The sequence below is a fragment of the Adlercreutzia sp. ZJ154 genome (genome assembly GCF_011039055.1).
Lineage (GTDB): Bacteria > Actinomycetota > Coriobacteriia > Coriobacteriales > Eggerthellaceae > Adlercreutzia_A.
Genome location: NZ_JAAKEF010000006.1, coordinates 19927 through 33113 on the forward strand (window position 1 = coordinate 19927; position 13187 = coordinate 33113).

The 13187-nt window shown below is 50.0% G+C and carries 13 protein-coding genes; 9 read left to right on the forward strand and 4 right to left on the reverse strand.

All coding sequences use genetic code 11. The annotated features are described in order from the left end of the window. Positions 1 to 42: 42 nt before the first annotated feature. A complete protein-coding gene (locus tag G7Y37_RS03885) occupies positions 43 to 759 on the reverse strand; it encodes a hypothetical protein (protein ID WP_165062080.1) in 717 nt (238 codons plus the stop codon). Positions 760 to 1411: 652 nt separating this feature from the next. Between G7Y37_RS03885 and G7Y37_RS03890 the strand changes: the two genes are divergently transcribed. After that, the gene (locus G7Y37_RS03890) at positions 1412 to 2551 is read left to right on the forward strand and encodes an endonuclease/exonuclease/phosphatase family protein (protein WP_165062082.1); all 1140 of its coding nucleotides are present in this window, start codon (positions 1412 to 1414) and stop codon (positions 2549 to 2551) included. Between the two features lie 59 nt (positions 2552 to 2610). Here the strand turns inward: G7Y37_RS03890 and G7Y37_RS03895 are convergent, their stop codons facing one another. Continuing rightward, on the reverse strand, positions 2611 to 3492 hold the full coding sequence (locus G7Y37_RS03895) for a LysR family transcriptional regulator (RefSeq protein ID WP_165062084.1): 882 nt from the start codon (positions 3490 to 3492) through the stop codon (positions 2611 to 2613). 121 nt (positions 3493 to 3613) lie between these two features. Between G7Y37_RS03895 and G7Y37_RS03900 the strand changes: the two genes are divergently transcribed. The 7 genes from G7Y37_RS03900 to G7Y37_RS03930 all read left to right on the forward strand — a co-directional run bounded on the left by G7Y37_RS03900 (position 3614) and on the right by G7Y37_RS03930 (position 11313). Beyond that, positions 3614 to 4183 carry a sugar O-acetyltransferase gene (locus tag G7Y37_RS03900; RefSeq protein ID WP_165062086.1) on the forward strand — a complete coding sequence of 190 codons (570 nt, stop codon included), beginning with the start codon at positions 3614 to 3616 and terminating at the stop codon, positions 4181 to 4183. Positions 4184 to 4201: 18 nt separating this feature from the next. Continuing rightward, positions 4202 to 5197: an alpha/beta hydrolase gene (locus tag G7Y37_RS03905; protein ID WP_206214088.1), complete on the forward strand. Its 996-nt coding sequence runs from the start codon at positions 4202 to 4204 to the stop codon at positions 5195 to 5197. Between the two features lie 189 nt (positions 5198 to 5386). After that, a complete protein-coding gene (locus G7Y37_RS03910) occupies positions 5387 to 5710 on the forward strand; it encodes a carboxymuconolactone decarboxylase family protein (RefSeq protein WP_165062088.1) in 324 nt (107 codons plus the stop codon). 3 nt (positions 5711 to 5713) lie between these two features. Beyond that, entirely contained in the window at positions 5714 to 6157 is a 444-nt protein-coding gene (locus tag G7Y37_RS03915) for a cupin domain-containing protein (RefSeq protein ID WP_165062090.1), read from the forward strand. A 260-nt stretch (positions 6158 to 6417) separates the two neighbouring features. Continuing rightward, positions 6418 to 7245 (forward strand): alpha/beta fold hydrolase, encoded by an 828-nt coding sequence (locus G7Y37_RS03920; RefSeq protein WP_165062092.1) that lies wholly within the window; start codon positions 6418 to 6420, stop codon positions 7243 to 7245. Between the two features lie 157 nt (positions 7246 to 7402). Further along, entirely contained in the window at positions 7403 to 8824 is a 1422-nt protein-coding gene (locus G7Y37_RS03925; RefSeq protein WP_165062094.1) for an alpha-isopropylmalate synthase regulatory domain-containing protein, read from the forward strand. Continuing rightward, complete coding sequence (locus G7Y37_RS03930) at positions 8821 to 11313, forward strand: AMP-binding protein (RefSeq protein WP_165062095.1); 2493 nt, start codon at positions 8821 to 8823, stop codon at positions 11311 to 11313. Before G7Y37_RS03925 ends, G7Y37_RS03930 begins: the two co-directional genes overlap by 4 nt. Before the next feature lie 100 nt (positions 11314 to 11413). On the opposite strand, the gene G7Y37_RS03935 is transcribed toward G7Y37_RS03930, so the two are convergent. Next, positions 11414 to 11914 carry a flavodoxin domain-containing protein gene (locus G7Y37_RS03935; protein ID WP_165062097.1) on the reverse strand — a complete coding sequence of 167 codons (501 nt, stop codon included), beginning with the start codon at positions 11912 to 11914 and terminating at the stop codon, positions 11414 to 11416. Continuing rightward, entirely contained in the window at positions 11892 to 12383 is a 492-nt protein-coding gene (locus G7Y37_RS03940) for a MarR family winged helix-turn-helix transcriptional regulator (RefSeq protein ID WP_165062099.1), read from the reverse strand. The genes G7Y37_RS03935 and G7Y37_RS03940 overlap by 23 nt, the downstream gene beginning before the upstream one ends. 272 nt (positions 12384 to 12655) lie before the next feature. On the opposite strand from G7Y37_RS03940, the gene G7Y37_RS03945 reads away from it, so the two are divergent. Continuing rightward, positions 12656 to 12898: a hypothetical protein gene (locus G7Y37_RS03945; protein WP_165062101.1), complete on the forward strand. Its 243-nt coding sequence runs from the start codon at positions 12656 to 12658 to the stop codon at positions 12896 to 12898. Positions 12899 to 13187: the final 289 nt, after the last annotated feature.

A 13187-nucleotide genomic window follows, 5' to 3' on the forward strand; every position in this document is an offset into this window, starting at 1 on the left:
GAGGTAGCGAAAGGACAAGCCGCATTCCTGGTCGATGTAGGGTCACGCAAAGACCCCGCCCGAATCTATGTTCTCAGGCACCGCATCGAGCCAACCTTCGTCGTTCGGTCCCTTGGCGAGGAACACGACATTGCCCATGAACCTACGAAAGCCCGTGTCGGCGACACGCCAGAGTGCCTCTGCCGGCATGGGGTCAGGGGTGTAGAGCCCGCCAGAAGGGTTCAGCCCTACGGGATAGGAGCAGCGATCGAGCCATTCCTCTGTCGCAAGTTCCGGGATGGGCTCCTGCGAGCAGCGCATCTCGAAACGTGCGCGAATATCCCCAACGTCAAGACCCGGCATCCTGAACTCTGCGTTGGCAAAAATACGCCAGCGCTCGTCATCGAGCAGGTGCAGGAGCGCGATTTGGGTCTTGCCTTCGCATTCGTAGATGTCGATTACCTTGAAGCGGGATTCCGGTGTCGCGACGCACAGACCCCAGTTCGTGCCGTGCTCGTATTCGGAGAGGTCGACCATATGGTTTGAGAAGATAGCGAAACGGTGCGTCGTCGCCATCCCGCCCACACGCTCCGAAGCATCGACGAAAGCCTTGTCTCTGATGATCATACCTGGCTTGTACAGTGCCGCAATCGCAGGATCGAGATTCACATCCCTCGCATGGTTGGCAAGTCCCGGCAGCATGTCGTTAAGAGCATTCTCCAGCTCTTCTTTATCGATACCCAAGACCTCTTTGATGGGATCTTCTGCATTGTCTCCCATAGTCCCTCACCCCATAAAATCTACCTAAAAGCTATTATCCCCAAAAGGCAGCTATAAGACCATCGGAGCGGAAGGACCGAACAAATAACGATTGGATGTTCTGTTGAATCGCTTACAAACAGCATGCATTCCACCGCAGCAAGTAATGGTGCACAAAACAGGTTGATTCGCTTGAATCAACTCCTTTCCAAGCCACCTGCAATCATTCCCAAGTGCAGTTCGGGGAGTAGTAGCACGCGAAACCACTGAAAAAGAGCTGTTTTGCAACTATTCCCCGCCCTTCCGAATCAGCCTTTGATTCGGATTTGATTCGCACGGTTTAACACGAGGTGGTACGACATGGACGATATAGTACGAGGCACCGCCCTATGGACGGGTGCAACGATTGAGTGGGAATAATCGCCGGTGGTTTGCGCGAGATAGTTCGCCCAACTAAGGATGCTAGATATTGCGCGCGCATATTGCAGCCAAAAAGTCTCATCAAGGAGCTATCGTGATCATTATGGTTTAATGTTTTGGATAGGAAATAGAGTCAAAAGGCAGGTAGGGTTTCGCGCGTCCGCAGGTTGGCGGCACGGCACAATTGGCAATGACGCGTATGCCAAGCGAATATTCGTATCATGCCGAATCTGCGATGGGAAAGGCACCTTTCGTGAATGATGTAACACATCGAGGCGAAAACCGGCACGTGGGTCGCAAGGTGGCAAAGGGCATCGCAATTGCTCTTGGTGCTCTTCTCGCAGTGATGATACTTTATGTGGTCTATGTGGTGCTGAGCTACCATCGCCTCGACGATCATCTCGTGCTCACAGTTGATCCGCCATCGACCGATATTGCCCAGACGCTCGATACACAAGATGACCGGGAGCTGAGCATCGTCACAGCCAACCTTGGATTTGGTGCCTATGACCAGTCATTCGACTTCTTCATGGATGGCGGCAAAGGATCTGTTGCACGCAGTACCGAGATCGTTAAGACTAACGTTGGGGGCTCTGCCCAAGCTATAGCTGCGCTCGATCCTGATTTCATGCTGTTTCAAGAAGTTGATGTCGATGGCACGCGCAGCCATCATATCGACGAATATGCCCTGCTTCGCGATGCTTTTCCGGAATACACCTCGGTTTTCAGCCAGAATTACGACTCCGCTTTCCTCGCATGGCCGCCCTACGCACCACATGGTGCCAACAAATCGGGGATAGCAACGTTTTCGCGGTTTGCGCTCGAGAATCCCCTACGGCGCAGCCTACCCATCTCTGAGAGCTTCAGCAAGTTCCTCGACCTCGATCGCTGCTATTCCATTTGCGAGGTGCCGCTCGACAATGGAAGGAAACTCATACTGATGAACGTGCATCTTTCCGCCTACGGTGCCGACGAGGGCATCATGAAGGCGCAACGCGAGATGCTGTACCAAGACATGCAGGCGCAGCGTGACGCGGGCAACTATGTCATCGCGGGTGGCGATTTCAACCACGATATGATCGGCGCTTCGGGCGAGGTCTTCGACAATGAAACCGATGTGGTGGAGAGCTGGGCCAAGCCTTTCGACTTCGACGGCGTACCTACGGGATTTACCGTTGCGGTGAAAGCTGAATTCGATGAGCAGGGCAGCGCGTTCGACTCGGCCGCTACTTGCCGCGACGCCGGTCGATCATACGACGGAGCGAACGATCGCTGGATCATGGACACGTTCATATGCTCAGACAACATTGATCGGATTAGCTGTGAGACTCTCGACTTGGATTTCGCTTACTCCGATCACAACCCCGTCGTTCTTAAGTTCCGTTTGCGCTAGCGCTCTCCTTTATCGACAACTGTGCGTAATATTCTAGCGCGACTAGTCTTCCCAGACTGTCACGCCTTCATTAGGCATTCTTGAAGCGCATCGAGAAATGCCGTAGCCTGTTTGCTCAATAACCCCTTGCGCCAGATAATGCCCTGACGCGACGTCAGCTCTGGTTCGAGCGGAACAAACGTGAGCTCGGTGTCGCTTCCGGTTTCGAATAGCCCTTCGTAAGTGAGTAAAGTTCCAGCCCCAGCGCGTGCGAGTAGCATAGCATTCAACGGAAGGCTGTACATTATGCGAATATCAAGGTCGTTAGCGACTTTTCCTGCCCACTTGTTTAGCATTCCGGTCTTCATCGCCTGACGTGCCATCAAAAGCGTCTCGCCGACCAGATCGGTCGGGCGCACGCTCTCCAAGGTGCTAAGCCGCGAGCCCCTCAAGGTCATTACGCCCCATCTGTCGAGAACAGGCAGTGCTAGCACGTTCATGTCAACATGTTCTTTAAGCTCGCATTCGAGCAAGAAGTCATAGGTTCCGCGCGCCATCCCGTCCATGAGATCGACCGAGGTTCCGCTGAAGAGCTGAAAATCAACTTCAGGAAAGCGCTTGAGAGTCAGCTGTATCGCCTCGCTCACATAACGCATATTCACCGACTCGCCTGCTCCAATATAAACGGATCCCTTCACGGAGCCTTCGTTTGACGAAAGATCGTTTTCCGCCTTCTCCGTAAGTTCAATAATAGTCTCCGCATAGCGGAGCAGCCTCGCACCGTTATCATTGAGCTCCATTCCCTTATAAGTCCTTGTGAAGAGCGAGCACCCCATCTCGTCTTCAAGGGCGGATAACTGACGCGAAAGAGTGGGCTGCGTCATATGCAGCGATGCAGCTGCATTGGATATACTGCCCTCTTGGGCAACAGCCATGAGATAACGAAGCGTTCTGATCTCCATATACTCTCTGCACTCTCCTTGATATGCCTTATAAGCATAATGCTATTTACATTATAGGCATTAGAAATCATCGATTGAGGAATGCATACTTGGAAGGTGCAATCCTAACGAAAGGAATACCATGGAACTTGAAGACTACCTTGACCATTTGAACAGCGGAAAGACGGTCGAAGGTGGTTCGGAAATGCATCAGTTCATGCATCTGGTAAGTCAGGAGGCTATCTGTATCTGCGCCGACATTAATGCAGCGTGCCACACTCCTGATGAGCTTGTGGCACTCTTTGCGGAACTAACGGGACGACCTGTTCCGGAGGGCTTCGCGCTCTTTCCGCCATTCAATGCTGATTGCGGCAAGAACATTCACTTGGGCGAGAGCGTATTTGTCAACAGCGGGTGTAAATTCCAAGATCAGGGTGGCATCTATATAGGTGATAGAGCGCTAATCGGGCATAATGTGGTATTGGCAACCCTCAATCATCCACTCGATCCAGCGAAGCGCTCGAGCCTAGAGCCTGCGCCGATTCACATAGAAGATGATGTCTGGATAGGCTCTGGTGCCATCGTGCTTCCCGGCGTGCATATTGGGCGAGGCTCGGTTGTGGCTGCAGGCGCTGTGGTGTCCAAGGATGTGCCTCCCATGACCGTCGTGGGTGGTGTTCCCGCAAAGCCCATCAAGAAAATCGAAGTATAGATACGAGAGGAAATACATATGCCAAAACTAGAGATGACGCCTGTATGGGATAAAGTTTTTCCGCAAAGCGATAAGGTCAAGCACGAGAAAGTTACCTTCCATAATCGCTATGGGATAGAACTTGCTGCCGATCTGTACAAGCCAAAAGGGGCAATCGGAAAGCTTGCCGCGATTGCGGTATCCGGTCCGTTCGGTGCTGTGAAGGAGCAGTCAAGCGGACTTTATGCGCAGGCGATGGCAGAGCGCGGTTTCCTTACGATTGCCTTCGACCCGTCCTTCACTGGTGAGAGCGGCGGTGCTCCCCGCTACATGGCCTCCCCAGATATCAATACCGAAGACTTTCTTGCGGCTGTCGACTGCCTAAGCTGCCGTGATGACGTGGACTCCGAGCGTATCGGCATTATCGGCATCTGCGGCTGGGGCGGCATGGCGGTGAACGCAGCTTCATGGGATCCGCGCATCAAGGCCACCGTGGCATCCACTATGTACAACATGAGCCGCGTGAATGCTAATGGCTACTTCGATGCTAATGACAGTGTGGAGGCACGCAACGCAGCCCGTAAGAGCCTGACTGCGGAGCGCACCAAAGCCTATAAGAGCGGCGAGTACAACCGGGCTGGTGGTGTCGTGGACCCTCTGCCCGACGATGCGCCGCAGTTCGTAAAGGACTACCACGCCTACTACAAGACCCCGCGTGGCTACCATGCCCGCTCGCTCAACTCCAACGATGGTTGGACCATCGTTGGCTGCGAGTCCTTCATTAACACTCCGACGGCTACCTATGCGGACGAGATTGAGAATGCCGTCATGCTGGTGCACGGTGACAAAGCGCATTCGTTCTACTTCAGCGAGGATACCTACAAGGTGCTTAAGAGTGGCATCAATCCCGCTAACAAGGAATTCGCCGTGGTGCCGGGCGCGAGTCACACCGATCTCTATGATCAGGTGGACATTATTCCGTTCGACACCATACAGGAGTTCTTCGAGAAGAACCTATTCGCCATGCGCTCTTGATGAGTAACTCGGTCTTAAATGGTGCATGATATAATGCCTGTTCAGAGTACAAATTTGCAGCACCTACCATTCGAATGCCATCGAAGATTCCACTTTGATAGAATGATTATTCAATGAGGCACCATGGACATAAATACCATGGACATAAATACAGGTGTAGATACAGGTAGGGTTTTAGGAGGTTCAATAATGGAAAAGGTGACTGCAGGAAGGGATCAGTTAGGTTTCTTCGCTCCTGAGTTCGCCGCATTCAATGACGACGTGCTTTTCGGGCAGGTGTGGTCGAGGACAGAGGAACTCAGCGCGCGCGATCGCTCGATGATCACGATCACCGCGCTTATTGCCACAGGTTCATTTGACCAGCTGAAATTTCATATGGCAAAGGGAAAGGCGAATGGCATCACCAAGGATGAAATTGTGGAGATTATCACGCAGTTGGCATTCTATAGCGGATGGCCGAAGGCGTGGAGTGCATTTTCAGTTGCTAAAGAGATCTACGGAGAAGAGGAATAGAAGATGACGAAGATAAAAGACCGCGAGACATTCGAGCAGGTTGACATGTTCGGAATCGGCGCACCCAACGATGCTTATGCCCAGTACTTTACCGGCAACTCCTACCTGAAACCGCTCGTGGATCCCGAAAAGACAGACCTTTTCCTCGCAAATGTAACCTTTGAGCCGGGATGTCGCAACAATTGGCATATCCATCATGCGAAGAGCGGCGGAGGTCAGCAGCTCATCTGTCATGCTGGTGAAGGCTGGTATCAGGAAGAGGGCAAAGAGGCTGTAAGCCTGACCCCTGGCACCGTCATCGTTATCCCGCCCAACGTTAAGCATTGGCACGGCGCCAAGAAGGACAGCTGGTTTTCGCATATTGCGATTGAGGTTCCCGGAGAGGATTTGAACAACGAGTGGCTGGAGCCTGTGAGTGATAAGGAATACGAGGGTTTGAGCGAGTGATTGGCGTTTTTCTAGGGCATCCTTCCCAAGAAGTGAAAAGCGGATTGTAGCGGACCGTTTGAATAGTGTCAGCGGCAATGGCTCTGGTGCTGGTGGTACTTTTCTAAGACAATTATATTCTCGTATTCTACGGTACTCTCATAGGTATTGTTCGGTTTACCCAATTCGAACAGGCAACTTGGGGTTTTAATTGACATCCCTACTTGTATTCTCAAAAAGTCAATGTTGTAACTTTGAATTTACCACCAAAGGAGACATCGATGAGTGATACACATCTTGAGAAGCGCTATTTTCAAACCCCTTCCGGAGCCATAGCTTATTGGATCTCGGATAACGTGTGCCCTGAGCAGCCATGGATCGTGTTTCTTCCCGGGCTTACTGCCGACCATCGTTTATTCGGTCGGCAGGTATCCAATTTCGCAAAATCGATGAATCTGCTTGTCTGGGACGCGCCATCCCATGGTCAGTCGCGTCCGTTCGCACTCAATTGGTCGCTTGATGACAAAGCACTCTGGCTCAAAGAAATTTTGGATAATGAAAGAGTATCCAATCCGGTGCTTGTGGGTCAGTCTATGGGAGGTTACGTTTCTCAGGCGTTCATGGATTTGTTCCCGTGTGTGGCGAAGGGGTTCGTCTCTATCGATTCATGCCCTTTACAGCGCAGCTATTATCAAGGTTGGGAGCTTTGGTCCCTCAAGCATACTAAGGCTATGTTCATGGCATTTCCGTGGAAGATGTTGGTGGATCTAGGTTCGAAAGGAAATGCAACCTCATCGTACGGGCAAGAACTCATGCGCGAGATGATGCAGGACTATGACAAGTGCGAGTACTGTGAGTTGTCAGCTCACGGCTTTAAGGTACTAGCCCAAGCGGTCGAAACGAATCGCGCCTATGAGCCTGACTGTCCTGTGCTTCTTATCTGCGGCGAGGAAGATGGTGCTGGATCGGCTAAGCGATACAACCGTGAATGGTCAAAGCGAAAAGGCATTCCCATCCATTGGATAGAAGGAGCGGGTCACAATTCGAATACGGATAAGCCGAATGCGGTAAATAGTTTGCTGGATGAATTCGTTAAATCGCTGTCCTAGAGATATGCGGGCTTATAAGGCTAGTCTCTAAGCATCTCGCACTAAGAACTGTACTTCTCACATATTGCAGATAAGTAGCGAACTACGTCGAAAAAGCAGACATTTTTTATTAACATATGTTTTTACGCAATTGGCTAAGCCCGAAAGAAGAAAAACCATGAGACAAATACGCATAAGCGACGAGACAATGAAACGCTCAGGCGCTACAAAAGAGCTTGCACTTACCTTCAAGGAAAAACTTGAACTGGCGAAGCTTCTTGACGGGCTTGGAGTTGACATCATCGAGATCGAGGGAATTGAAAAGTCCAAGGCCGATGCGCTAAGAATTAAATCGATAGCATCGATTGTGAAAAACTGCACGCTTGCAGTCCCTGTTGCAATAGACGGAAGCGATGTGCAGTCTGTCTGGGATGCGTTAGCAGAGGCACATAACGCTAGACTTCAGGTGCAGGTGGCGGCAAGTCCCGCTCGTATGGAATACGTGCACAAGATGAAGGCTCCGGCGCTGCTTGACGCTGTTGAAAACACGGTGCGCGAATGCGCGAAACTTACGCAGAATGTTGAATTTATTGCTGAGGATGCCACACGCACGGACGGCGAGTTTTTATCTGAAGTTATCACCAAGGCAATAGACTCGGGTGCCAGCACAATTACTATCTGTGACGATGCAGGAACGATGCTGCCTACTGAATTTTCCGACTTCATCGGTGAGCTTTTCGAGACTATTCCAAAACTTAAGGACGTTACTTTAGGGATATCGTGCTCCAATGAGCTTTACATGGTCAATTCAACTGCTTTTGCTGGAATAGTAAAGGGAGTTGGCGAAGTAAAGGCGACATCTTTTCCGCTAGATGTTATATCCTTGCCGAAAATCGCGAAAATTATCGCAGATAAGGGCGAGGCTTACAATGCGACATGCTCAGTAAAGATGACATCTCTTGGACGTACTATCGCGCATATTGAACGCATTTGCAGCAAGAGCGCTCCTAAGCCGTCTCTGTTTCCAGCAGCTGCGTCGGCGGATGACAATAGTGGCATCATACTTGATATGCACGACACAAAAGAATCAATTGCCGAATGTGTTGCAAAGCTTGGATACGACCTTTCAGATGAAGACATCGAACTTGTCTATGAAGCTTTCCAGCGCATCGCATCCAAAAAGCAGAGCATTGATGGGCGCGAACTTGATGCCATTGTTGCATCCGCGGCGCTGCAGGTGCCTCCCACCTACAAGATTGAGCGGTACACAATCAATTCTGGAAACTGCATAAAAGCTACTGCATATGTTCAGATATCAATCAGAGGCGAGATGATCGAGAAGACGTGTATGGGTGACGGTCCTATCGATGCCGCTTTTGCCGCCATCGACGAGATTGTCGGCAAAAGCTATGAGTTGGATGACTGGCAAATGCAGTCTGTTACTGAGGGTCAGGAGGCCATGGGCGAGGCTGTTATCAAGCTGATGTCTGATGGCAAAATCTATTCAGGTCGCGGTATCTCGACCGACATTATTGGTTCTAGCATCCGCGCCTACATCAATGCGCTCAATAAGGTTGTTTATGAGGAGGAAAACGAATGAAACTTTCCTTCTCAACTCGCGGATGGGATGAATACAGCTGGGAGAGACTTGTCGATGCTGCCGAGGACATGGGTTTTTCGGGCATCGAGGTCTATGATTTGCTTAAGTATGAAAGGCTTATCGATAAGGGCGGTCCGTTCGACAAGTATAATGCGCGCGCAACGACGCGCGAGTTGCGCAATCGCGGACTTCAGATACCTGTATTCGATTCTTCTATTGACATTTCTGAGCGCAAAGACAACGAGGAAGAGCCACTCTGTGTAGCTGACACCCAAAAGTTGATCGATATTGCCGCTGAAATGAAGGTGCCTTATGTGTGCGTAAAGGCACAAAGCGACAACGAGGAAACAGTTCGCTATGTGCTTAATAAGTTGGTGCCTTATGCGCGCGATAAAGACGTTTGCATCGTTATTGAGACAAGTGGCATATATGCTGATACACAGCGGCTTACATCGCTTCTTGATGTTTACGCAAGCGATAGTCTGGCAGCGCTTTGGGATATACATCATCCATATCGCGATTTTGGCGAGATGCCTTCTGAGACGATACGAAATCTTGGCGCATACGTGCGCCATGTCCATATGCGCGACTCTGACGACGATGGTACGTACAACCTTGTCGGCGAGGGGACAGCGCCTATCGATGAGGTTATGCGTGCGCTTTCGTCCATCAACTACGGTGGTTTCGTTTCGATGGAATGGAAACCTGCGTGGATGGAAGAGCTTACCGAAATGGAGATTTTGCTTCCCTATTTCGTGAACTACATGCGACGCTATCGCTACACCAGACGTCAAAGGGGGTCTTATTATCCAAACCACGACGGTACAGGACAATACTTCTGGAAAAAAGACGAGCTTATCGACCTTACTTTCCCAGAAGTACTCGACCATATCGTTGATGCTTTTCCCGATCAATATGCCTTCAAATACACGACGCTAGACTACACGCGCACGTATGAGGAGTTTCGCAAGGATGTTGATGACTTTGCGCGAGCGCTCGTTTCGCTTGGGGTTCGTTCTGGCAGCAAGGTTGCCATCTGGGCTACCAATGTTCCCGCATGGTATATAACGTTTTGGGCGACTACCAAGATTGGTGCTGTGCTTGTTACAGTAAACACGGCGTATAAAATACATGAAGCTGAATATCTGTTGCGACAGTCCGACACGCATACGCTTGTCATGATCGAAGGCGCGCTTGACTCGGACTATGCAAGAATTGTAAACGAGCTGTGCCCTGAAATCGCCAGCTCGAAGCCCGGCGATCCGCTTCATTGCGAACGTCTTCCGTTTTTACGTAATGTCATCACGGTTGGTTTCGAGATGCCCGGCTGCCTCACCTTTGACGACGCATTCAAGCGAGCAGACTCCGTATCACTAGATACGATTAACCGCATGGCTAAAGATGTGCGTCCCGATGACGTTTGCAACATGCAATACACCTCCGGCACAACGGGTTTCCCTAAAGGCGTTATGCTTACGCATCGCAATGTTGTCAATGATGGTAAATGCATCGGGGACAGAATGGATCTTTCGACAGCCGACCGCATGATGATTCAAGTGCCGATGTTCCACTGCTTTGGCATGGTGTTATCAATGACTGCGTCGATGACTCATGGCACGACGATGTGCCCGATTCCCTACTTCAACGCCAAGGTTTCACTTTCATGCATCACGCAAGAGCGTATCACGTGTTTTAATGGCGTACCAACTATGTTTATTGCCATGTTTAATCACCCTGACTACAAAAAGACTGACTTTTCACACATGCGCACGGGAATCATGGCGGGGTCAGGATGCCCTCCCGAGCTGATGCGTCGCGCAGCAGATCCAAATGAGATGAACATGACGGGCATCGTTAGCGTTTACGGACAAACCGAGTCGGCACCCGGTTCCACTATGTCAGCTTGGACCGATTCGCTTGAGCTTCGAACTGAAACGGTAGGCTATGCTTTTCCTCACATCGAGTGCAAGGTAGTCGATCCCGAAACGGGTCTTGATGTGCCGGATGGCGTAAACGGTGAATTCTGCTCACGCGGGTACAACACCATGAAGGGCTACTACAAAATGCCCGACGAGACGCTTGAGGCGATCGACTCCGACAGATGGCTGCATTCGGGCGACCTTGCCATGCGCAATTCAGACGGAACGTATGTAATCACTGGGCGCCTTAAGGACATGATTATCCGTGGCGGCGAAAATCTTTATCCAAAAGAGATAGAAGAGTTTGTTCTGACCCATCCCAAAGTGCAAGACTGTCAGGTAGTCGGCGTGCCTGATGCCAAGTACGGTGAAGAGGCGATGGCTTGGATCATTATGAAGGCAGGTGAAGAGGCTGATGAGGTTGAAATGCGTTCATACATGGAAGAGCGCTTGGCGCATCACAAAGTACCTCGATACATCAAATATGTGGATGCCTTCCCGATGAATGCTGCAGGCAAGGTGCTCAAATACAAGATGCGCGAACAGGCAATTGAAGAGCTTGGGTTTTAGGACAGATTTCATTGCGGAATTTCCCATGATGAGCTGCTTAGTGAAATCAAGCGCCTAACCCTGTTTATGAAGGCGACAATGGATGCGACAAGAGCGCACTTTATTTCCATGCCTCTGCATATTTTGCCAAAGGTTCAAGCTGTGTCTTGTCGAAATGGTCGAACGATGTTCCTAGCACTTCAACCATGAAATTCTCCTGACGGGTGCGGTTGCTCTTTTTGATGGTGGACTTTTTCACCGCTTTCAAGATCATTTTTTGGGGTAGTCCTAGTTTGTCGAAGCGGAAGCCACCCTCCAGATAAAAAAGCGGAGTATCCGTCAGATTGTTTTGCTCTTGAACATTAGCGACAACCTCATCAAAGGGGGGAGTGCATCCAACAGCGAACACGGCATCAGGTGCTGCGATGTTGCGCATTTTATCCAGCCCCGTAATCATACTTCCCATGACCCAACCGCCGAAAATAATTCGATCGTATGCGTGAAGCTCGGCTTTGTCTAGATTTTTCAGCGGTACGCAAGGGCAACTTAAACGTTCGGATAGCTCGCGTGCATACTGCTCGGTGAACCCGGTATTGGAGTTATAGATTACGATTGCTCTCATGTTCTTCTCCTTTTAACCTCTCAGTGTTTTCAATGAGCTGCATAAATATTTGAGTCGTGCTGCTGATCGCATCATCGGGAATATTCGCGAAAATCTGCTGCATTGCCTGTTTGCTTGCCAGCTCGTACTGATTTCTGAAATGCATAGCTTTCTCGGTCAGGGCTATTCTTTGCTTGCGTTTGTCTGCCGTGTCCTGCTGAACTTGCAGATATCCGGCTGATTCCAGCTTGGATAAAACCTGCTTCGCGTTTTGATGCGAACAGCCTAGTAGGTCGGCCATGTCCTTAATAGTTGGCGGTTCTGGGAATAGAGCGACGCAGTTCATGAAGAAGACTTGTTTCCAACTTAACTCTTCAAGCAAAGCGTCTGCTGCCGCCTGAAAGCTGTTGTTGAAGCGGTTGATTAGACCTATTAAAAAATAGCTTTCTCCTATCTGTTTCGAATTGATTCTCGCAAAGACGTTGTCCATATTCATTCATCTCTCAAAATATAGAAGATATTACCTATATCGGCATTATACAAGATATTACCTTTATTGTTAAGGTGTTTTTTTGTAGACCATTCGTGCGAAGAATTCAAACAGGGGAGATGCTGTGACTTACGACGAGGTGATCCCTTTCAGAACATAGCCATGGTTATCCGACATTTTCCGAACGGTCTTCTCTATGCCCTCAGCATGTGCACGCTCTGTGCGAGGATTTACAATGGTTAAGCCTTCAGAATCACCAGTGTTAGAAGAAGGTGTGGCGTACGGAATGGATTGATGACCTCAATCGCGCCATGGGATACATTGAGGAAAACCTTCGAGGCGGGATTGATATCGGCGAAGTTGCGCTGCAACACCGCATACTTACCGAATGGCTGCCGAGTTCGGGATATGAGTGGGCATCGAAGTCGGATGTGGAACTATGTTTCGGTCCGAATATGACGGCTGAGGATTACAAGAGCCAAGTTTGGTTGCCTATTGAGAAGCGACATGGGTAATTAGAGGAAAGCATGCTACCATGAAGACCGCCTGTTGAAATAGGCGGTCTTCCGTGTTGGGCATATAGGCAGAAAAGTGTGTAGGATTCTCACTTAACATCCTTGTTCAAACAAGCTTTTTCTAAGAAAAAGTCAGTTATGAACAGGGGTGAGCGGTGTCTATCTCAAAATGCAGCATTTGCGGCAGCAAAATGTCAAAGAACGGATTCACTAAAGCAGGAAAGCAAAGGTGGAGATGTAGCTTATGCGGAGGCTCTAGTGTTAGGAGAAACGATACCTCCGCAAGATA